Below are 21,375 nucleotides of genomic sequence, written 5' to 3' on the forward strand. Positions count from 1 at the left end.
CAGGGCCTTATCCCAAACCCCGCAGATCAACTCTGCGGGGTTTTTCTTTGGGGGGTTTGGGTTTGCACGTTAATATCCAATCAAATTTCCGGGAGTCGAAAATGAGTGCAGCACTTCATGTCGTGATTCTTGCTGCTGGCGAAGGCAAGCGGATGAAGTCGGTGCTGCCCAAAGTTTTGCAATCCGTGGCAGGAAAGCCCATGCTGGCACATGTAATTGCGGCCGCACGTGCGTTGCAGCCAGCGGGTATCCACGTGGTGTATGGGCACGGGGGCGATCAGGTGCGTACTGCCTTTGCCGGCCAGATGGATTTGCACTGGGCTGAGCAAGCCCGGCAATTAGGTACGGGGCATGCTGTGCAACAGGCGATGGCGCAGATACCTGACGCTGCAAAAGTCCTAGTGTTGTATGGCGATGTGCCGTTGATTACGGCGGATTCCTTGCAGCGGCTACTTGCTGCACCCGCGAAGCTGGCGGTACTCGCGGCGGAATTGGCAAACCCAATGGGGTATGGCCGGATTTTGCGCGATAGTGAAGGGCATGTGGCTGCGATTGTTGAGCAGAAGGATGCCAGTGAAGACCATCTTCGTATCCGCATGGTCAATACCGGAGTGATCGCAGCGGAAGCTGCTTCGCTCAAGCGCTGGTTAGCGGGATTGTCGAATCGCAATGCACAAGGCGAGTACTACCTGACTGACGTGTTTGCCAGTGCCGCGCATGAATTTGCCGCTGCTGAAGTCGTGGTGGTTAACGACCCATTGGAAACCGAAGGGGCGAACGACCCTTGGCAGTTGGCGCAGCTGGAGCGTGCTTTCCAGCTGCGGCAGGTACGCAACTTGTGCATGGATGGAGCGCGGGTGGCGGATCCTGCGCGTGTGGATATTCGCGGTAGCGTGCAGGTAGGCCGCGATGTTGAGATTGATGCGGATGTGATTTTTGAAGGCACGGTCAACTTAGGTGATGGTGTTCGCATCGGGCCGTTTTGCCGGATCAAGGATGCAACCATTGCGGCGGGTGCGGTGGTGCGTGCGCATTGCGATATTGAAGGTGCGCAGATTGGAACGGGCGCGCAGATTGGGCCCTATGCACGGCTGCGCCCGGGGACGGTGCTGGCCGAGGATGTGCATGTGGGCAATTTCGTGGAAACCAAGAAAACGACGTTGGGCCGGGGTAGCAAAGCCAATCATCTGAGTTATCTGGGCGACGCGGTGGTCGGCAGCAAGGTCAATATCGGGGCCGGCACGATTACCTGCAATTACGACGGGGTGAACAAATTCACCACCACGATTGGTGACGGGGTGTTCGTGGGTTCCAACAGTGCGCTGATAGCACCTGTGAAGATTGGTGACGGGGCGACGATTGGTGCCGGCTCCACCATCAGCAAGGATGCGCCTGCCAACAAGCTGACAGTGGCGCGCGAACGCCAAATCACACTGGATGGCTGGCATCGGCCGGTCAAGAAGACCACATGAATCCGGCCCGGGTCAGGCGCGAAGCTGTGCGTATGCTGACCGACTTGCCCAATGTTGGCCCGGCCACCGCCGGTGATTTGCGTTTGCTAGGAATCGACACCCCACCGCAGCTGGTGGGGCGGGATGCTTGGGCGCTGTATGCAGAGCTTTGTTTGATCACGCAACAACAGCATGACCCTTGTGTGATTGACGTATTTTTGTCGATCACGGATTTCATGCACGGTGGCGAAGCAAGGCCGTGGTGGCATTACACGGCGCAGCGCAAAGCGCAGGCTATGGCAGCAACAGATTCGTAAATGGGAGTTTGTTTTTCCAGCGATAGCCGGAAAAATCACGCATGTCGGTGGAAAGAATACGGCCCTCACCCAACTGCTCGGCAAGGATGACCAAGGATGCATCGGCCAAGTCCATCGGCAGGTCTTGATAGCGCCGCATCAGGCTGGAGGCGCGAACCAGCGCATCGTCCGGAGGTGTGGGGATCAGGCACGCGCCTTGGGCAATTGCATCGGTAAATTCCAATGCTTGATGGATGCCTACGCGCGCTACCAGCAAATGGGTCACTTCAGTCAATACCGGCCAAGTACTGACAAAGCCTTCGCTCGCATACCGCTGTGCCGCGTCAAGAGACGCATGGTGGTGGCGGTCACGGCGGCTTCCCAATGCAATCCAAAAACCACTGTCAGCCAAGATCACGGGCTGTTGACCTGATCGTGTACGCGCAGTGGGAGTTTGCTTTCCAATGCCTCCGTTAGGTATTGCTTGTAATTGGAGGATAGATCTTCAGGGCCTTCACCCGTACCGATATACCCGGCAAGAAGCTGCATTGGGTCGCGCTGTGGCCGCACATGGCTGGCATGAAACTCGCGCAGGGCATCGCGCAAGACATCGGAGACGGAGCCGCCATTGCGCTGCAACAGTTCTTGTAGCCGGCTGGCGTCAGCACCGGTCAAACGGGCATTAATGCGGATGTCGGGGCTTGGCATGGAGGTCTCCTTGCTTGTCATAAATGTATGACATATTGGAAGGAAAGTCAACCTGACAAGGTCACTCATCGCGGTCAATGCGTGGCTGGCAACACTATCGCCACACACAACCCGCCACCATCACGGTTGAGTAGAGCAATGCGGCCGCCGTGGGCTTCGGCAATCTCACGCGCTAATGCCAGTCCGAGGCCGGTACCGTGGCGTTTGGTGGAGTAGAACGGCAAAAGCGCATTAGCCAATACGGCGTCGTTCATGCCGCTGCCGCGATCGAGCACCTCGATGCGCCAGGCATCGGGCAGCTGCCGCACGGATAAGCTCACGTCCTCGGCGCGGGAGCCCGATTCATGTGCATTCTTGAGGAGGTTGATCAGCGCCTGCTCCAGCTGCGCGGCATCGAAGCGGCCGATGCCATCAGCGGGCTGCAATACATCGGTAAATTCCACCTGCGCACGCAACTGGGCGATGAAGCGCTGCCACACAACGGGCGCGTAACGCGGTGCGGGCAGCTTGGCGAAGCGTGCGTAGTCGCGGATGAAGCCTTCTAGATGGCGGGCGCGTTCTTCAATCGTAGCCAATGCTTCCGGTAGTCGTTCGGGTTGGCCGCGCCGCAGTAATTCCGCGCCCGAGTGCGCTAGCGACGCGATGGGAGCCAGCGAGTTGTTGAGCTCGTGACTGATCACGCGGATCACTTTCTTCCACGTCTGCACTTCCTGCCTGCGCAGCTCGGCCGTGAGTTGGCGCAATAGCACCAGTTCGTGCAGACGCCCATTGAGACGGAAACTGCGCCGCGAGAGATGGTAGATGTCCTCGTCGTCTTCGCTGCCGATGGTGAACATGCCATCGCCGCCGCGTTCAAACGCATCCCGTAGAGCCGATTCGGCATTGCTCAGCACGTCGGCAAAGGCGCGCCCTTCCATCCGCCGGCCTTCGCCCAACATGCGACGTGCGGCCAAATTGCCCAACACCACGCGCTGGTTGGGGTCGATCAAGACCATCGCAACGGGGGTGTTCTGCACCATCGTGTCCAGCAGTAATTCCCGTTGCACGAGGGCCAAACGTTGATCACGCAAGGCATTTCCCAGCGCGTTGTGGGCATCCACGAGTTCGATCAGATCACTGGCCTTGTCCCATGTAATGCCAAAACTGAAATCACCATCGCGATAACTGGCTACAGTACCAGCCAAGGCGCGAAACAACGCACGCATGGGCACCAAACTGCGCCAGATCATGGTGGCAATGACGATGGCAATACCACCGGCAGACAGCAGAGCGGCAGCCCACGGCTGCAACCATTGCGACAACAACACGGTGGCGAATGCGGACGCGGTAATGCCAATGATCGCGATTGCAATCATGCGGGTGGCGATGGGCAGGATGCGAAGAATGCGCATGGGTGATGGCGCACTAACCGCGCGGTATGCCAAGGCGGTCGAGTCTGCGATACAAGGCTTGCCGTGACATCCCCAGTTCCGCTGCAGCCTGCGCCAACACGCCACCACAGCGTGACAAGGCGGTTTCGATGCTGGCGCGGTCTGGCTCATCGCCACTGTTGGCAGGCAGGGGCGTGGTGGCGGTGGGCAGCGCAAGATCAGGGGCTTCGATGCGCTCACCACGGGCCAGCAATGCGGCGCGTTGCATCACATTGCGCAGCTCGCGCACATTGCCCGGCCAAGCGTGGCGTTGCAGTGTGCGTTCGGCGTCTTCACTCAAGCGTTTGCCGGCAGGCAAAAAGTGATGAGCCAAAGGCAGGATGTCACGCGGACGTTGCGCCAATGGCAACACCCGCAACTCGATGCCGTTGAGGCGGTAGAACAAGTCTTCGCGAAATTTTCCTTCGACAATCAGCGCGGCCAGATTGGCATTGGTGGCACTGACGATGCGCACCTTCACGCTACGCTCGCGGTTGCTGCCCAGCCGTTCGAAGCGGCCGGTTTCCAATACACGCAGCAGTTTTACTTGCCCGGCCAATGGCAGCGTGCCGATTTCATCCAGAAACAAGGTGCCACCATCGGCCGCTTCGAACTTGCCCTCGCGTGATTTGCTGGCGCCGGTGTAGGCGCCGGCATCGGCGCCGAACAATTCAGCTTCGATCAACTCACTGGGTAATGCGCCGCAATTGAGGGCCACGAATGGCCCGGACTTCACTGCGCTGTTGTAGTGCAGGATTTCGGCATAGCGTTCCTTGCCCGCGCCATTGGGGCCGGTGATCAGTACGGGAATGTCGGCGCGCGCTACCTGGCAGGCCAGGGTCAGCGCGGCCTCACTGGCGGGGTCGGCAAACAGCGTGCCACGCAGGTCGAAGCTGCGCTCCAGTGCGCTGCGGCGTTGCCTTTCCGTGCGTTGTACCTGCAGCAATTGCTGCCGGCTTTCACCCAATTCCAATAAGTTGTTGATAGTAGCGATGAGCTTGCGGTCATCCCACGGTTTGGCCAGATAGTCAGCTGCACCGGCCTTGATCAACTCCACCGCGGCTTCCAAGTGCGTCCAGGCGGTCAGCAATATCACCGGCAAATCCGGGTGTGCTGCGCGAATTTGCTGGAACAGCGCCGCGCCTTCTTCACCTGAGGTGGTGTCGGCGTGGAAGTTCATGTCCTGGATCACCAGATCAATCGGTGTTTGCGCCAGTACTGCAAGACCTGCCTGCGGCGAGTCTGCGTACACGCTGCGAATATCGTGCAGTGACAGCAGTACTTCCAGTGCGGTGGCTACGGCAGCGTTGTCGTCGATGATCAGGATGGTGGGCATGGGGCGATTGTAATGTGGGTGCTCAGGCCGAGCGGGTGGCGATCGCCGGCGGTACCGCAGCGGCACGCCGGGCCGGGCCAAGCACCGCCAATTGCCCCAGCAGCCACAGCAGCAATGCCCCCGCCGGCAAATACAGCAGCGGTAGGCGCGGTAGCTCGTACTTGCTCATCAGCAATTGATTCAGGCCGAAGGCCAGCAACATGCCGAGTGCAATCCCAATGCCGGCAATCAGGAAATTTTCGATTTGGAAGTAGCGCAGAATTTGCCCCTTGGTCGCACCCAAGGCGCGGCGAATGCCAATTTGCTTGGTGCGCTGCTGCACCCAGAAGCTGGCCAAGCCAATGATGCCCAGCGCGGTGATCAGCAGCAGGCCCACACACACGGCGCCCAGCAGCCAGGCCATCGAACGCGGGGCTTGGTAAAACTCGTTGCGGAGGTCGGTAAATGGCTTGGTGTTGTCGTCGATGATGATGCGGTCATTGCCATTGCCGCGCAGGAGTTTGACAGCGGCTTTGAGAACTTCATCGCGGCGTTCTGGTGATGTGCGCACGACATAGTTTCCGCCGATGTTGTAGTGCGTACGCAGCGGGAACACCATGGTGTGTTCGCGGGCGTTGGGGCCGTCTTGCAAGCTAGGACGCACAAGGTGATCGAGTACGCCGATGACCCGTGTGGGGCGGTCACCCCAGCTATAAAGCACTTTGCCTAAGACCTGCGCAGGGGCGACGCCAGGGTAAAGTTTTTCCGCCATGTTGCGGGTGATGATGGCCACTGGAATAGCGGTGGGTTCGGCAGCCTTGCTGACAGCCTCGAAATCTTGGATCTCATCAGGCCTGAAGTCACGACCAGCGATGAGGCGGCTGCCAAACGTGCTTAGGAAATGGTCATCGGCCATGTAGGTTGTCGCAACCAGAGTGGAGCGCTGTTGCTTGGTGTTCAAGCGCACACCGCTGTTCCACGAGGAGTTCACGAAGGGCACCTGATTGGTGGATGTGGCGTCTTTCACCCCCGGTATTGCACGAAGTGCCGCCAGATCGGTGCGCGTGCGTGCGCTGGCATTGTCATCGGTGCCACTGCTGACCAGTTGGATGCGTAACAACTCGTTTTCGGCGATGCCGCTGGGTTCGTTGATCTGTTGCACGCGGTCGCCAATCATGAACAAGGCATTGCAGATGATCGCGCAGGTCAACGCGATTTCGACCACGATCAAGGCGGCAGCGGTCTTGTGGCGCGCCAGTGTGGACAGGATGGGGCGGATTTCCATGGTGTGCTCCGGAAGCTTGAAGCCCATCCCCCTCACGGAGAGGGATTGGGGTGAGGGTTCGGAAGGCTGAGGGTGTTCGGAATTTACCGCCCCCCTCATCCGGCCCTGCGGGCCACCTTCTCCCGGGGGGAGAAGGGACACAGCAGGGTCATTGCGACTTGAGCTGGATGGCCGGCGTCACTTGCATCGCGCGCCATGCCGGCAACAGGCCTGCCAGTAGGCTGGCCACGATGGCCAGCACGAAGGTGACCAGCAGCATGCCAAGGTCAAGATGGGCCAGCTTGGCGTAGCTGGCAGGCTGCATGCGCACCGCCCACAAGCCCAGCAAAGACAGCCCCAAACCCACCACGCCACCCGCAAGACCAATCATTCCGGCTTCGACCAAACACTGTTTGAAAATTTCCAATCGTGATGCACCCAAGGCGCGGCGCACGCCGATCTCACCGCTACGGCGCAAGAATTTGGCCAGCAACAACCCCACCGTGTTGACCAAGCACACCAGCAAGAAGCCAAAGCCCAGCCACAACTGCAACACCACATCCGCAGGCACGACCTTGTTGTAAGTCAGCCATTGCATGACATTGCTCAGGCGCACATTAGTGGGCCGCTCGAAGCGCCCGGCCTTGCGTTGCATATCCGAGTAATTGACGAGGTAGTTGCGGTAGGTGCTGACTTTGTCGGCGCTATCGAGTTCAACCCAATATTGGATCCATGCGCAGGGTGCATTTTCGGAGGTGTTGTCACCACGACTATCGCCCCAACAATTCATGCTGCCATTGCGGCCCATCTTCAGGTCGCGCGAAGTGGAGAACGGTAGGAAGACATCTTCACGCTCGCCATAGCTATCTTTATTCATATCGAAGAAAGATGGGGTTGGCTTCCATTCGTCCAACACGCCGACAATAGTGAAATCACTTTGGTCCAGCCGCAGGGTCTTGCCTACGCTGTTGCCACCGGCAAACAGACGTTGGTTGAGCGAGCGCGTGATGACCGCAACCCGCGCATGCGCCGCATCGTCCTTGGCGGCCCAGCCATTGCCATGCAGAAACGGCACATCGAACATCGGGAAAAAATCGGCGCTGGTATAGCGTGCATCTGAGCGGAACGGGATCAGTCCGGATTGCCCCGGGATCACCGCCACATTGCCGCCGGTCATCATTGCTTGGCGGTCACCGCGATGCTCTCTCAGCAAAGCCTCTGCATCGAAACGGGTCATTTGATCTTGTGGGTCGCCACCGGGTTGGTAGCCTTGTTTTCCCTCCGGATCCATCTGCACATAAAACAAGCGAGCGCTTTTTTGCGGGATGGGGTCGCCCGACAGCACATGGAACACTGTCAGCGTGGTCATGCAGGCACCGATGCCCAGTGCGATGGCCAGCACCATCAGTGCGGTCAGTGCCTTGTTGCGCTTGAAGCTGCGCAGGGCGAGGTTGAGGTAATAGCCGAACATGGTTGGCTCCGTGAGGGATAAGGTTGTTTCCGTCAAACGCGGACGCATGTCTGCGTATGACGAGCAAGGTGCTTTCGTGGAGATGACAGAGGGCGAGATCAGGCCGTCATCAACACGGGTTCGCGGCGCAAATCCGTGGCCATGCCATCGACGATGTGTACATTGCGTTGCGCACGCGCGGCCAGTTCCGGGTCGTGGGTCACCATCACAATGGTGGTGCCTTGCTCGTTGATGTCTTCCAGCAATTCCATCACGCTGCGCGCCATCTGCGAATCTAGGTTGCCGGTAGGTTCATCCGCCAGCAGCAGGCGCGGGCTGCCTGCCAGCGCACGCGCAATCGCGGCGCGTTGTTGTTGGCCGCCGGACAGTTCTGCCGGATAGTGCTTCATGCGCGAGCCCAAACCCACCATGCCCAGCGCATCTTCAATGCGCAATTTGCGCTCGGCGGCAGGCATGCCGCGATAACGCAGTGGCACGTCGCAATTGTCGAATAAATTCAAGTCGGGAATCAGGTTGAAGCCTTGGAAGATGAAGCCAATTTTTTCATTGCGCAGCTTGCTGCGGGCGTTGTCATTCAAGCCTTTGACGCTGACGCCATCGAGGCTGTATTCACCGCCGGTGAATTCTTCCAGCAAGCCTGCGATGTTGAGAAAGGTGGTCTTGCCCGAGCCCGAAGGCCCGGTGACGGCGACAAATTCGCCATCGGCCACATGCAGGTCCAGCGCGCGCAGGGCGTGGGTTTCCACAAGATCGGTGCGATATACCTTGGTGACGTGTTGCATGTTCAACATGTGAGAGTCCTTTTAATTTCCGGAGATGCGGACGCGCGCCGCGTTGTCGAACTGATCGGTGCCCGAAACCACGATGCGGTCACCAACGTTGAGGCCTGAGGTAATTTCGACGCTGGAAAGACTGGATGCGCCGGTGTGGATTGGGCGACGCACGGCGCTGCTGCCATCCACCACATAGGCCACGTTGCCACCGTCTTGCTCTAGGAAGGGGCCGCGCTCGACCATCAACACGTTCTTGCGCGTGTCCATCACGATGCGCACCGATAGCCGTTGGTTTTGACGCAGGCCCGGCGGTTGCTTGCCATTGGCAAAGCGCACCCGCGCGGTGACTTCGCCATTCACGACCTCGGGCGATACCGCCGCAATTTCAGCAGGGAAGGTGGCATTGTTGGCACTGATCTGCGCCGGCATGCCGATGCCAAGATCGCGTGCGAAGCTTTCCGGCACTTTCATTTCCACTTCGAATTTGGACAGATCCACCACACTCAATACCGGGCCATTGGCAATCACTTGCGTGCCTTGCGGCACCTGCACCTGCCCCACTTGGCCATCAAACGGGGCACGCAAGGTCAATAAGTTCACCTGACGTTTGGCCTCAATCACCACCGCACGCTGGCGTTGCGCTTGTAGCTGTTTATTGCGCGCATCCAGCCCCGCGCCGGCGTTTTGTAATTGAAAATCCCGCTGTGCGGCGGTCAAACCGATATCGGCTTTCTTCAGCATGTCCTGCGCGCGATTCAAATCATTTTTTGGTACCGCACCGCCATCGAAGGCGCGCTGGTAGCGCTCTAAATCACGTTGCGCAGCGGTGCGCTCCACCGTGGCTTGATCCAGCGCACGCTGGGCATTGGCGCGGGCGATTTGCGCGTCCAGTTGCGCACGGTTGGCGGCGGCTTCAAAGCTAGCTAAGGTGGATTCTTCCTGCACCAGTTTGCTGCGCAGTTCGGGGCTATCAATAGTGGCCAGGGCTTGCCCTTGGGTGACCTTGTCGCCGGCCACGATGGACAAATGCACGGTGCCCGCGGCGATGGCGTACAGCGTGGGGCTGTTGGCGGCAATCACCTTGCCATCAGCACTAAGGTCGCGCACCAAATCGCCGCGCGTCACTTGCGCGATGCGGACGCGCGTGGCATCGAACGAATGCGTGCCGCCCAGCCAGCGGGTGGCCACCCAGCCGATCAGTGCCACGACGATTGCCGTTGCAATGACGGCAAGCGCCCATGTGCGTCGATTGCGGCGCGCGGGTGTGGTGTTGATATGGTCTTGCCCTGCGGTGTCGCGGATGCGGCCACGCAGGGCGGGGGCGTCGGTAGGGTTGGTGCGTGTCATACCCACATACAAGCAAACACCGTGCCATCTTTAAGCTATTGTTTTTATGATTGTTTTTTGAACATCCCGTGTCCGGCCGGACGCGAGCAGTGTCCGTTGACGCGCACCCGTGATGCAGCGATTAAACTGCGCGATTCGATCCAAAGGAGTGTTACCCGCATGTGTGGAATCGTAGGAGCCATTGCCCACCGTGATGTGGTCCCGATCTTGGTGGAAGGGCTGAAGCGGTTGGAATATCGCGGCTACGATTCTGCCGGGATTGCGGTGGTTGCCAATGGCGGTGTGCGTCGTGTGCGCCGTACCGGTCGTGTGGCTGAGATGGAAGCCGCTGCGTATGCCGAACATTTCAATGCCACGCTAGGCATCGGCCACACCCGCTGGGCCACGCATGGCGGGGTCACCGAGTCCAACGCGCATCCACATATCAGCCACGACGAGCTGGCGTTGGTGCACAACGGCATTATTGAAAACCACGAACAGCAACGCGCACGCTTGCAGGCACTGGGTTACGCCTTCACCTCGCAGACCGATACCGAAGTGGTGGCGCATCTCATTCACCATCATCGCAGCCATGGCTTGAGCCTGCTGGCGGCATTGCAAGCGGCGGTAAAGGAATTGCACGGTGCCTATGCGCTGGCAGTGATCGATAAGCGCGACCCGTCCACCTTGGTGGCCGCACGTATGGGTTGCCCGCTGTTGGTTGGCTTGGGTGAAGGCGAGAACTTCGTCGCCTCGGATGTTTCCGCCATCATCAGCGCCACCCGCAAAGTCATCTTTTTGGAAGAGGGCGATACCGCGCAACTAACGTGTGAGGATGTGCAGGTATTCGATGCACATGACGCACCGATTACGCGTGAGGTGCATGTCTCGGATGTGTCGCTGGCGTCGCTTGAACTGGGCCCGTATCGGCACTTCATGCAAAAAGAAATCCACGAACAACCGCGCGCGCTGGGCGACACCTTGGATGGCATTGTTGAACTGGGCGGGTTTGATGCGGCGTTGTTTGGTGCAAATGCCGCGCAGGTGTTGGCGGATGTGGCATCGGTGCAGATTCTTGCGTGCGGCACCAGTTATTACGCCGGGCTGACTGCGCGTTACTGGATCGAGGCGCTGGCGGGGGTGCCGTGCGCGGTCGATATCGCCAGTGAATACCGCTACCGGCAAGTGGTGGCCAACCCGCAGCAACTGATCGTCACCATTTCGCAATCGGGCGAAACCCTGGACACGATGGAAGCGCTGAAATACGCCAAAGCGCAAGGCCAAGACAAAACATTGTCGATCTGCAATGTGCCCGAATCGGCAATCCCGCGCGCATCCACATTGGTATTCCACACACGCGCCGGTGCAGAAATCGGTGTGGCCTCCACCAAGGCCTTTACCACCCAGCTGGTGGCGCTGTTTGCATTGGCCGGGACCTTGGCGAAATTGCGCGGGCGCTTGCCTGCCGAGCAAGAAGCCGGTTTGATCGACGACCTGCGCCACCTGCCCGGCAGCGTGCAGCACGCGCTCAATCTGGAACCACAAATCGCCGCGTGGGCCAGCCAGTTTGCGTCCAAGCAACACGCTCTTTTCCTAGGCCGAGGCATGCACTACCCAATTGCATTGGAAGGCGCGCTCAAGCTCAAAGAAATCACCTACATCCACGCCGAAGGCTACCCGGCGGGCGAGCTCAAGCATGGGCCGTTGGCCTTGGTGGACGAGGCGATGCCCGTGGTGGTGATTGCGCCCAACGACGTGCTGCTGGAAAAAGTGAAATCCAATATCCAAGAAGTGCGCGCACGCGGCGGGCAGATGTTTGTGTTCACCGACGCCGATAGCAGCTTCAGCGAATCCGAAGGCGTTAGCGTAATTCGCACCCCGCGTCACGTGGGCATCCTCTCGCCCATCGTGCACGCCATCCCGGTGCAATTGCTGGCCTATCACGCCGCATTGGCACGCGGCACCGACGTGGACAAACCGCGCAATTTGGCGAAGTCGGTGACGGTGGAGTAAGAACGCACCGCCCACAAAAAAAGCCCGGCATCCCTGCCGGGCTTTCGCTTCCTTGCGGGGTGGCTCCGAAGCTGTACTTATTGCTGCGGCTGCCAGCGCAGGCTGAGCTGCCATTCGCGGCCGGGCTGTGCGTACCACGCGCTGGTTTGGTAGGTTTTGTTGAAGGCGTTGACAAGGTTGGCTTGCAGCGTCCAGCCGGGGCTGAAGTGCCAGGACACGCGGGCATCCAGGGTGCTGTAGCCGCCCACGCGCAAGGTGTTGGCCACATCGTCCCAACGCGCAGCTTCAGCAATGCCGCTGATGCCCACACCCCAGTTGCCCAGCGCACGGTCCACGTCGATCCGCGCGCTGCGGGTGGGGCGGCGTGCCAGTTGTTTGCCGTGGTTGAAGCCGCTGCTGAGGTTGCGCGCTTGCAGCCAGCCCAGTTGGCCGCGCACATCCCATTCGCCCAAGTTCGCGTTGGCGGTCAATTCCACGCCACGGATGCGGGCCAGCTCCACATTGCCGGGTTTGCCTTTGGATGCGTCGTAGGCAATCAGATTGTCGATGTGGGTCTGGTAGGCATTGGCCTGCCAGCGCCAGTGTTCGCCGTGCTGGCCAAGCGACAATTCGCTACTGCGTGCGCTTTCTGGCAGCAGCAAGGGATTGCTGAAACCGGGGTAATACAACTCGTTGAAGCTGGGTGCCTTGAACGCGGTGCCGTGGCTGGCGGTGATGCGCCAGTTGCCGGCAAAATCCAACCCCCATGCAATGCCACCGGTGGTCTTGCCGCCAAATTGGTCGTTGTTGTCATGTCGCAGTGACACCTGCCAATCTTGCGCGCCAAACTGACCTTGGTACTGCATAAACCCGGCGCGGTTGCCGCGCGCGGCGGTGAACGGTGACCACTGTGCGCTGACATCGGCGCGGTCGCGCAGCCAGTCATAGCCGGCGGTCAAGACTTGGCCTTGGGCAAGGGTGAAATCGCCTTGCAGGCTGGCGCTGTCGCGGGTGGTGACAAAGCGGTTGCTGAAGGTTTTGCCTAAATAATTGGCCGAATCATCGGTATTGCGACCCACGGTCAACTTCACCTGGGTGGCTTGCGACGGTGTCCAACGCAGGCTGCCGCCTACGGTTTGCTGGACGATGTCGGAGTTATCCACGTAGTCGCCGTCGTAATCGTTATGGCCGGTGGCGCGTAGCGCACGCGCGTCCAACTGCCAGGCTTCGCTGGGCGCGAAGTCGGCGCGCACGGTGGCGCTGTGATTGCGGTAGCCATCGCGATCCAGATGGGTGCCGGGCACGATAAAGCAGCCGGCACCGGCCCACGTTGCGGGGTTGTAGTACCCCAAGCAAGCATTGATGCCGTCGGTACTCTGATGGCCCACATCCACACCCACGCCACCGCGTGCGCCGCGCAGGTCAAGCCCGGCGGAGGCTTCGCGCAGGCCATGACTGCCGGCCGCGATGCGCGCGCGGCCGTGCACGCCTTGGGTCTGGCCGCGACGGGTGAAAATCTGGATCACGCCGCCGATGGCATCGGCACCATACAGCGACGAGCGCGGGCCGCGCACGATTTCGATATGGTCGATCTGCGCCAGCGGAATATCTTGCAGCGAGGTCAGGCCCGAGGTGGGCGAACCCACGCGCACGCCATCGATCAAAAATAGGGTGTGATCCGATTCGGTACCGCGCATGAACAAGGTGGACAGCTTGCCCAGTCCGCCTTGGTTGACGATGCTGATACCGGCGCGGCCGCGCAGCAATTCCGGCAGTGAACGCGCGCTGCTGGCGTCGATCTGCGCACGGTCGATGACCTCGACCGCCGCCAATGCCGCATCTACCGTGGTGGCGGTGCGGGTGGCGGTCACGATGACTTTGTCGAGGTCTTTGGCCGCATCGGCGGCCTCAGCGGGACGGGCACTGGCCAGCGCCGGCAGCGAGAGGGCCAAGGCGAGGGCAGTGAGGCGTAAAGGGGTGTTGCGAGCGTGCATTCGATCATCTCCGGCGCACCAATCCGTACGCCATGGCAGGGGGGCGATTGCGGTGCAAGCGGGAAGCGCAGACGGGCGATGCGGGCAGCAGGCGCGACGTCGCACGATGCCCGCCGCATCGTAATCAACATGAACTTCAAGGCCGGTCTCCGGGCTTGCAAGCGGCGCATCTGTCGATGCACCCGTGTGGCACCTTCCCATGCAACATCAAGCCGATGTGCGCACAGTGGTTGTTGCCAAACTTGTCTTGCTTACCGTTGCGGGGGCAGCGCCGGAGTGGTTGCACCTGCGTGCAGCGTCACCGGCTTCCCGTTTCAATCGACGGGCGAGGCCCGGCAATCACCTTGAAGCGCGCGCATTGTAGCGTGCCGGGGCGATGCCTGCTGGGCGCGGCTCAGTCGGCGCTGGGGAGCGCACGGTCATCATCAAACAAGTGCAAGGCCATCGCCGGTGCGTGCGCGTCATCGTGATGGGTGGTGGTCACCGGTGCGGCGGCCGGGCGGTTGCGCGGCGGCGGCAGCAGGGCGATGGCGGCCTCGGCGGCGCTGACCAGTTCCGTGCGGCGCGCGTCGGGCACCTCTTGCCAATGGCAATTGCAGAGCGCGCCTTCCAGCGCGTACAGCAGATTCAGGCTGGGTTTGAAGCCGGCCCGGCGCACCTTCATAAAGGCATCCACGGTGCCAATCGCGGCGATGTCTTCCAGCGAACGCAGGCCCACTTGCCGCAGCCATGCAGCAGACTTCGGGCCGATATTGCGCATCTTGGTGGCGCTCATTGCAGGGCATCCAGATAGGTCTGTGCGATGGCTTCCAGCCCGGCTTGATCGTCTGCATCGAAGCGCGCTGGCAGCGGGCTATCGAGGTCAAACACCCCCAGCAAGGTATCGCCTTGATACAGCGGCACCACCAGTTCCGAGCGCGATGCGGAGTCGCAGGCGATATGTCCGGGGAACGTATTGACGTCTTCAATGCGTTGGGTTTGCCGCAAGCGCGCCGCAGCACCGCAGACGCCTTTGCTCAGGGGGATGCGCACGCACGCGGGCAAGCCTTGGAACGGGCCCACCACCAATTCATCGCCATCGAAAAAATAAAACCCCACCCAATTCAGATCAGGCAGTGCGTGATACACCAGCGCTGATAGATTGGCAGCATTGGCAATGCGGTCGCACTCGTCATGCAGCAGCGCGCGGGCTTGCTGCAGGAGTTGGGCGTACTGGTCGGGTTTGCTGCCGGTGAGGCGGGTTGCGCTGAAGCTCATGCTGGAAGTGTAGCAATCCAGCGGGCGCGGAGTACCATCGCGGATATTTGCGTGAGGTCTTGGCCATGGAGTTGTCGCACCTGCGGGTCGAAGACGGGTTCCGCCTGCGCGGGGAGGACGTCAGTCGGCTGGAAACCTTCGTCGATGCCGGCTTCGCGTTCTCGATGACGATGCTGGTGATCTTCTACAACCAATTACCGGACACCGCCGCCGAGCTGCGCGATGCCCTGCGCAAGGTGCCGAGCTTCGTGTTGTGCTTCATCCTGCTCGCGGAATTCTGGAATGCGCACAATGTCTGGAGCCGTCGCTACGGGCTGGAGGATCGCGCCTCGACCGTGACCAGCCTGGCGTTCCTGATGGTGGTGCTGATCTGGATCTATCCCTTGCGGATGGTGATTTCCAGTGGGCTGTCGCTGATCAGCGGTGGCTGGCTACCCAGCGAACTCGGCATGGATCGTGCGCACTGGCTGCTCGACCTGCAAACCGTGTTCATGATCTACGGCGCCGGCTACGGGCTGCTGTCGTGGCTGCTGTGGCGTCTGAACGCGCACGCGCTACGCTGCGCGGATACGCTGGCGCTTGATGCCGTTGAACGGCATTCCACCGTGACCGAAATCGGCTTGCATGGCATTCGCACGGGGGCTGCTGCGGTCAGCCTCACGCTGAGCCTGGGCTTGCTGTTGGTGCCGCAGGACTGGCTTGGATCCAGCCCTTTGCTGCGCGTGCTGGTCGCCAGCTTGCCAATGTGGGTGTATGCACTGATGGGCGCCCAGCTCGGCCGTTACAGCGGCAAGCGGCGACGTGAGCGGGCAGCGTTGCAGGCAGGTGCGGGTGCATGAGTAGCGCTGTGTACGTCACCGGCACCGACACCGGCATCGGCAAGACGCTGGCAAGTTGCTCCCTGCTGCACGCACTGCGCGGGCAAGGCTTGCGCGCGTCGGGCATGAAGCCGGTGGCGAGTGGTTGCACATGGCTGGACGGTGAATGGAAGAACGAGGACGCGCTGGCCTTGCAACGCGCAAGCAACGTCAGTGCGAACTACGCCGACATCAATCCCTTTGCTCTGGAGCACCCGCTTGCACCGGAATTGGCTGCGCGTGATGCCGGCATCGACGTGACATTGGCACCGATCCTCGCGGCGCATGCTCATCTGGCTGCACAAGCAGACACGGTGGTGGTCGAAGGTGTGGGCGGTTGGGCTGCGCCACTTTCGGCGAACCTGATGCAGGCCGACTTGGTGCGCGCACTACGCATGCCGGTGGTGTTGGTGGTGGGCTTGCGGCTGGGCTGCCTCAGCCATGCCTTGCTCAGCGCCCGGGCGATTCTTTCTGATGGGATGACATTGATGGGCTGGATCGGCTCGCATGTCGATCCGTCGATGGAGCGCGTGCAGGACAACCTCGTGATGTTGCAGGAGCGACTGCCGGCGCCTTGCTGGGGAGTGTTGCCGCATGTGCCGGATGCCGATCCGTCGGCGATGGCAAGTCAGTTGCGGGTGCCCGAAAAAGGGGTCAGAGAATTTCCCCTGACATGACGTCGCGCAGGACTTCAAATGGAAATGTTCTCTGACCCCTTTTTTTGGGGGGGGTGAATCGATCAGCCGTGTTGCGGCTCCGCTGGCGTCAGCGGCTCTGCCTCACCCGCCTTCTCGCGATCATGCGCATGATCACGCGCCAGATACAGGTAGAACGCCGGCAGCACGAACAAGGTGAACAAGGTGCCGATGCTCATGCCGGAGGCAATCACCACGCCCATCGAGAAGCGCGAAGCCGCACCGGGGCCCTTGGCCATCAGCATCGGGATCATCGCAAACACCAGTGCGGCGGTGGTCATCAGCACCGGGCGCAGACGGATTCCGGTGGCCGCTTCAATCGCATCACGTTTGCTCATGCCCTGTTCGATTTGCAGCTTATTGGCGAACTCCACGATCAAGATGCCGTGCTTGGAAATCACGCCGACCAGCGTCACCAAGCCCACCTGGGTGTAGATGTTGATACTCATGCCGGGGAACGCCTCGATCCCGGAGAACTGCAAAATTTGTGCCAGCAAGGCCAACACATTCAACGCCAGCAACGCACCGCAGATCGCCATGGGTACGGTGAGCAACATGATCAAAGCGTCACGGAAACTCTCAAACTGTGCCGACAACACCAAGAAAATCACAATCAGCGCCAGCGCCAAAGTCATCAGCATCGCCGAGCCTTCCTGCTTGAACTGCCGCGACTCGCCGGCGTAATCCACGCTGTAACCCTGCGGCAGCACGTCTTTGGCGGCTTGGTCAAGGATGGCCAGTGCCTCACCCTTGCTCACGCCGGGGCGCGGGGCAAAGGTGATCGACACCGCGTTGAGCTGCTGGAAGCGCTTGAGCGATTGTGGTTGCGCGCTTTCTTTCAAGGTCACGATGGTGGATAGCGGGATCAATTGGCCATCGCGGGTACGGGTGTAGTAATTCTCCAGTTGCGAGGCGTTGAGACGATCGCTGCGCTGCACCTGCGGAATTACCCGATACGAGCGGTTTTGCATTGAGAACAGATTGCTGTAACCACCGGCTAACATTGCCGACATATCGGCCGCCAGCGTGCGCATATCAATCCCCAGTGTGGCCGCCTTGTCGCGATCCACATTGACTTCGATACGCGGCTTGTCGATCTTCAAATCCTTGTCGAGGAAAATAAACCGTTTGCTGGCATATGCCTTGGCCAAAATGGCGTCCGACAGCTCCGAAAGCTGCTGCAAGCTGCCTACGCCACCGACAATGAACTCGCCACCACCACCACCGCCGCCGGCGCTAGGTAACGATGGCGGCACCATCGCGAACACGTTGAGTCCGGCAATTTGATTCAACTTGGGCTGCAACTCTTTCTGCAAGACCTGAGTCGTGGATCGAGAGCGCTGGCTCCACGGCTTCAGTACAAACCCGGCCATGGCGCTGGGGCTGGCGCCACCACCACCACCCATGCCACCGTTGATCAAGAACGTTTCTTTGATCTCCGGAATGTTGCGAGTAAATTTCGAAATTTCACCGGTGTAGCGTTCCACGTAGTCCAACGTGGCCACGGGGTCGGCACTGGAAATCGAAAAAATAAAACCTTCGTCTTCAACCGGCGCGGGTTCTTTAGGTGCACCCATGTATAGGAAACTACAGCTGATCAGTACAATCAGGCCGAACACCGCGATGACCGCCTTGGTGTCCATCGCACTGTGTAGGCGACGCTGATAGGCGTGGTGCAGTGTGTCGAAGCGCGCATCCAGCCAGCTTTCGAATTTACCTTTGGGGTGGTTGGGGTCATGCGCGACGAGAATGCGTGAGCTCATCATTGGCGTCAGCGTCAACGCAATCACCCCGGACAGCAGCACCGAGCCAGCCAAAGTAAACGCAAATTCGGTGAACAACACGCCGGTCATACCGCCTTGGAAACCAATCGGCAGATACACCGCAATCAGTGTCGTGGTCATTGCCACCACCGGCCACGCCAATTCGCGTGCACCGCGAATGGCGGCATCGAACGGGGACATGCCCTCTTCGATATGGCGGTGAATATTTTCCAGCACGATGATCGCGTCATCCACCACGATGCCGATGGCCAGCACCATCGCCAGCAAGGTCAGCAGGTTGATGGTGAAGCCCATCAACAACATCAAAAACAGGCCGCCAATCAGCGATAGCGGAATGGTTACTGCCGGAATGATCACGCTACGCAGCGAGCCTAAGAATAGGTAAATCACCACGATCACGATAACCAAGGCTTCGATGATCGTGCGGATCACCTCATTGATCGAGTCTTGAATTGCCTCAGTGCTGTCGTACGGAATGCTGGCCTGCATGCCCTGCGGCAGCTGCGGGATGATTTCGTTGTCCCAGACCTTGCGCACAGCCTTGATCACATCCAGTGAATTGGCATCGGGCGAGACACTGATGGCCATGAACGTGGCGGCATCACCACCGTTGATGCGCACAGAGGTGCCATAGCTGTCGGATCCCAGTACGACGTCGGCGATATCACCCAAACGTACGATCGCGCCATTTTGCTCACGCACGACCAGTTTGCGGAACTCTTCAGCATTGCGCAGATCGGTGCGTGCCGTCATGTCGATGGCCACCATGTGGCCCTTGGTCGAGCCCACGGCAGCAAGCACGTTATTGGACTGCAATGCACTATTGACATCGCTGGCGGTCACCTTGAGCGCGGCCATTTTTTCCGGCTTCAGCCAGATCCGCATGGCGAAGTTACCCGCACCCATGATGTCGGCACTCTGCACACCGGCAACCGTCACCAGTTTGGGCTGGATGACGCGGGTCAGGTAGTCACCAATCTGATTGCCATCCAGGCGATTGCTAGAAAACGACAGATACATCGAAGCAATGCTCTCGCCTTGCTTGAGGTCGATTACCGGGTCTTCCGATTGTGCCGGTAGCTGCCCGCGCAATTTGTTGACTTTGGCGCTGATCTGGGTCAGCGCTTCACTGGGGTTCTTGTCCAAGCGGATATAGGCTTGGATGGTGCTCACTCCCGCGGCACTGGTCGATGTCAGGTAGTCGATACCCTCAGCACTGGCGACTTCGCGTTCCAGCGGTGTGGTGATGAAGCCTTGAATCAAGTCGGCATCGGCGCCGAAATAGGTCGTGCTGATGTTGATCACCGCGTTGCGCATTTCTGGGTATTTGCGCACGTTTAATTCGCTGAAGGCGCGCAGGCCAAACAGCAAAATGAACAAGCTGACGACCATCGCCAGCACCGGTTTACGGATGAAAAGATCGGTGAATTTCATCGGTTGCCTCGCGTCCGCGTCGCCAGCGATGGCAACCCGGAAAAATGGGATAGCGCGGTATTGCCGCGCTGGCGGCGATCAGCGATTGCTGACCGCAGGCTGCGTGTCACTACTCGGCTGCACACTATTGTCGATGGTGACTTCTGCGCCATTGCGCAGCTTCAACAAACCGGAGGAAACCACCTGCTCACCCGGCTTGAGGCCATCGATCACTGCGATCAAGTCGCCGCGGGTTGCACCGGTTTTGATGAAGCGTTGGTTGACCACCAATTTGTTGCCGGTCAGTGGTTTGCCTTGGGCATCGGTCTCGCCAGCCTTGCGTTTCTCCGAGGTGATCACAAACACGGCATTACCATACGGATTGAAGCTTACTGCCGTTTGCGGAATTACCACTGCATCCTGCGCGGCACCTAGTTCAAACCCAACTTTGGCAAAGCTGCCGGGGCGCAAGGTATTGCCCGGGTTTTGCAATGTGGCCTGTGCCTTGAAGTTGCGTGTGTTGGTGTCTACCAAGGGGTCAATTGCGGTGATGTCGCCATCGAATGTCTGCCCCGGTAGCGCATCCACCGTGGCGCTGATCTTGCCGCCCTTCACCAACTTGCCGATCATTTGCTCGGGCAGGGTAAAGTTCAAATAGATAGGATTGAGCTGTTGCAAACTGACGATGGCATCGCCGGGCGCAAGGTATTGGCCAAGGTTGACCTTACGGATCCCCAACACCCCCGAGAACGGCGCGCGGATGGTCTTGCGCGCAATCAATGCGCGCTGCGCGTCCACTTGTGCGCGGGCGTTGGCGGCGGCGGCGACGCGCTGTTGCACGTCATCCAGTGACACCAATTTATCTTTGCCCAGTGCCTGCCACCGCTGTGCTTGTACCGCTGCCAGCTTGGCTGATGTTTCCAGCGCCTTGAGCTGGGCGTCTTCGTTATCGGTATTCAGGCGCAGCAGGACGCTGCCTTTACTCACCGGCTGGCCGGCTTCAAATTCAATGCTGCGCACCACACCGCCCGCTTCGGTGGTGACATCGGCGCCATTGACCGCGAACAAAGTACCTACCGCATCACCTGCAGCATTCCAGCGCTCGGATTTGGCAGTGGCAGCCGAAATGGCGACCGCCGGCTGCGGCATGTTGTTGAAGAAGTCATTCGTCTTCTTGGCGAAGATCGCCTTGATGCCCAGCACGCCACCAAAGACGACGATGGCGCCAATCAACATCAAGATCCAGCGTAAGGAAGAGTTGGGTTTGCGGCCGGACGAATAGGCAGGCATGGGTAGAAATCCGGTAAATACGAAAAGGACGAATTCGCAATACTAGCAGAATAGTGAACTAATCGGTGCAGAATTTTAGT

At 59.8% G+C, this 21,375-nt stretch carries 18 protein-coding genes and 1 riboswitch; of the genes, 5 read left to right on the plus strand and 13 right to left on the minus strand.

Annotated elements, in window-relative coordinates:
• The first annotated feature begins 101 nt into the window (after positions 1 to 101).
• Together glmU and PK789_RS08080 are read left to right on the plus strand one after the other, a co-directional pair.
• The gene (gene glmU / locus PK789_RS08075) at positions 102 to 1,472 is read left to right on the plus strand and encodes a bifunctional UDP-N-acetylglucosamine diphosphorylase/glucosamine-1-phosphate N-acetyltransferase GlmU (RefSeq protein ID WP_324308261.1); all 1,371 of its coding nucleotides are present in this window, start codon (positions 102 to 104) and stop codon (positions 1,470 to 1,472) included.
• Positions 1,469 to 1,768, plus strand: a complete 300-nt coding sequence (locus PK789_RS08080) for a helix-hairpin-helix domain-containing protein (protein ID WP_324308262.1) — start codon at positions 1,469 to 1,471, stop codon at positions 1,766 to 1,768. Before glmU ends, PK789_RS08080 begins: the two co-directional genes overlap by 4 nt.
• On the opposite strand, the gene PK789_RS08085 is transcribed toward PK789_RS08080, so the two are convergent.
• From PK789_RS08085 to PK789_RS08120, 8 genes are all read right to left on the minus strand, one after another.
• Positions 1,746 to 2,165, minus strand: coding sequence for a type II toxin-antitoxin system VapC family toxin (locus tag PK789_RS08085; protein ID WP_324308263.1), 420 nt, complete (start codon positions 2,163 to 2,165; stop codon positions 1,746 to 1,748). The two genes, PK789_RS08080 and PK789_RS08085, sit on opposite strands and share 23 nt — an antisense overlap.
• On the minus strand, positions 2,162 to 2,455 hold the full coding sequence (locus PK789_RS08090; protein WP_324308264.1) for a ribbon-helix-helix domain-containing protein: 294 nt from the start codon (positions 2,453 to 2,455) through the stop codon (positions 2,162 to 2,164). The genes PK789_RS08085 and PK789_RS08090 overlap by 4 nt, the downstream gene beginning before the upstream one ends.
• Before the next feature lie 74 nt (positions 2,456 to 2,529).
• Positions 2,530 to 3,846, minus strand: coding sequence for a sensor histidine kinase (locus PK789_RS08095; protein ID WP_503011929.1), 1,317 nt, complete (start codon positions 3,844 to 3,846; stop codon positions 2,530 to 2,532).
• A 13-nt stretch (positions 3,847 to 3,859) separates the two neighbouring features.
• Positions 3,860 to 5,200 carry a sigma-54-dependent transcriptional regulator gene (locus tag PK789_RS08100; RefSeq protein ID WP_324308265.1) on the minus strand — a complete coding sequence of 447 codons (1,341 nt, stop codon included), beginning with the start codon at positions 5,198 to 5,200 and terminating at the stop codon, positions 3,860 to 3,862.
• Between the two features lie 22 nt (positions 5,201 to 5,222).
• Entirely contained in the window at positions 5,223 to 6,464 is a 1,242-nt protein-coding gene (locus PK789_RS08105; RefSeq protein WP_324308266.1) for an ABC transporter permease, read from the minus strand.
• A gap of 148 nt (positions 6,465 to 6,612) precedes the next feature.
• Positions 6,613 to 7,914 (minus strand): ABC transporter permease, encoded by a 1,302-nt coding sequence (locus tag PK789_RS08110; protein WP_324308267.1) that lies wholly within the window; start codon positions 7,912 to 7,914, stop codon positions 6,613 to 6,615.
• Between the two features lie 98 nt (positions 7,915 to 8,012).
• A complete protein-coding gene (locus PK789_RS08115) occupies positions 8,013 to 8,705 on the minus strand; it encodes an ABC transporter ATP-binding protein (RefSeq protein ID WP_324308268.1) in 693 nt (230 codons plus the stop codon).
• A gap of 12 nt (positions 8,706 to 8,717) precedes the next feature.
• Entirely contained in the window at positions 8,718 to 10,034 is a 1,317-nt protein-coding gene (locus PK789_RS08120; RefSeq protein WP_324308269.1) for an efflux RND transporter periplasmic adaptor subunit, read from the minus strand.
• 159 nt (positions 10,035 to 10,193) lie between these two features.
• Here PK789_RS08120 and glmS point away from each other — a divergent pair, with 159 nt between their 5' ends.
• The gene (gene glmS, locus PK789_RS08125; RefSeq protein ID WP_324308270.1) at positions 10,194 to 12,026 is read left to right on the plus strand and encodes a glutamine--fructose-6-phosphate transaminase (isomerizing); all 1,833 of its coding nucleotides are present in this window, start codon (positions 10,194 to 10,196) and stop codon (positions 12,024 to 12,026) included.
• 77 nt (positions 12,027 to 12,103) lie between these two features.
• Here the strand turns inward: glmS and PK789_RS08130 are convergent, their stop codons facing one another.
• The 3 genes from PK789_RS08130 to msrC form a co-directional block, all read right to left on the minus strand.
• Positions 12,104 to 13,999: a TonB-dependent receptor domain-containing protein gene (locus PK789_RS08130; RefSeq protein ID WP_324308271.1), complete on the minus strand. Its 1,896-nt coding sequence runs from the start codon at positions 13,997 to 13,999 to the stop codon at positions 12,104 to 12,106.
• A gap of 123 nt (positions 14,000 to 14,122) precedes the next feature.
• Positions 14,123 to 14,361, minus strand: a riboswitch (cobalamin riboswitch).
• A gap of 32 nt (positions 14,362 to 14,393) precedes the next feature.
• On the minus strand, positions 14,394 to 14,774 hold the full coding sequence (locus tag PK789_RS08135) for a TfoX/Sxy family protein (RefSeq protein ID WP_324308272.1): 381 nt from the start codon (positions 14,772 to 14,774) through the stop codon (positions 14,394 to 14,396).
• Positions 14,771 to 15,256: a free L-methionine (R)-S-oxide reductase MsrC gene (msrC, locus tag PK789_RS08140; RefSeq protein WP_324308273.1), complete on the minus strand. Its 486-nt coding sequence runs from the start codon at positions 15,254 to 15,256 to the stop codon at positions 14,771 to 14,773. Before msrC ends, PK789_RS08135 begins: the two co-directional genes overlap by 4 nt.
• Before the next feature lie 65 nt (positions 15,257 to 15,321).
• Here msrC and PK789_RS08145 point away from each other — a divergent pair, with 65 nt between their 5' ends.
• Positions 15,322 to 16,095, plus strand: a complete 774-nt coding sequence (locus PK789_RS08145; RefSeq protein ID WP_324308274.1) for a TMEM175 family protein — start codon at positions 15,322 to 15,324, stop codon at positions 16,093 to 16,095.
• A complete protein-coding gene (bioD, locus tag PK789_RS08150) occupies positions 16,092 to 16,790 on the plus strand; it encodes a dethiobiotin synthase (protein ID WP_324308275.1) in 699 nt (232 codons plus the stop codon). Before PK789_RS08145 ends, bioD begins: the two co-directional genes overlap by 4 nt.
• 62 nt (positions 16,791 to 16,852) lie before the next feature.
• On the opposite strand, the gene PK789_RS08155 is transcribed toward bioD, so the two are convergent.
• Positions 16,853 to 20,026: an efflux RND transporter permease subunit gene (locus tag PK789_RS08155; RefSeq protein WP_324308276.1), complete on the minus strand. Its 3,174-nt coding sequence runs from the start codon at positions 20,024 to 20,026 to the stop codon at positions 16,853 to 16,855.
• Between the two features lie 78 nt (positions 20,027 to 20,104).
• The gene (locus PK789_RS08160; protein ID WP_324308277.1) at positions 20,105 to 21,295 is read right to left on the minus strand and encodes an efflux RND transporter periplasmic adaptor subunit; all 1,191 of its coding nucleotides are present in this window, start codon (positions 21,293 to 21,295) and stop codon (positions 20,105 to 20,107) included.
• Positions 21,296 to 21,375 lie beyond the last annotated feature (80 nt).

Source organism: Thermomonas sp. (assembly GCF_035369645.1).
Classification (GTDB): Bacteria; Pseudomonadota; Gammaproteobacteria; order Xanthomonadales; family Xanthomonadaceae; genus Thermomonas.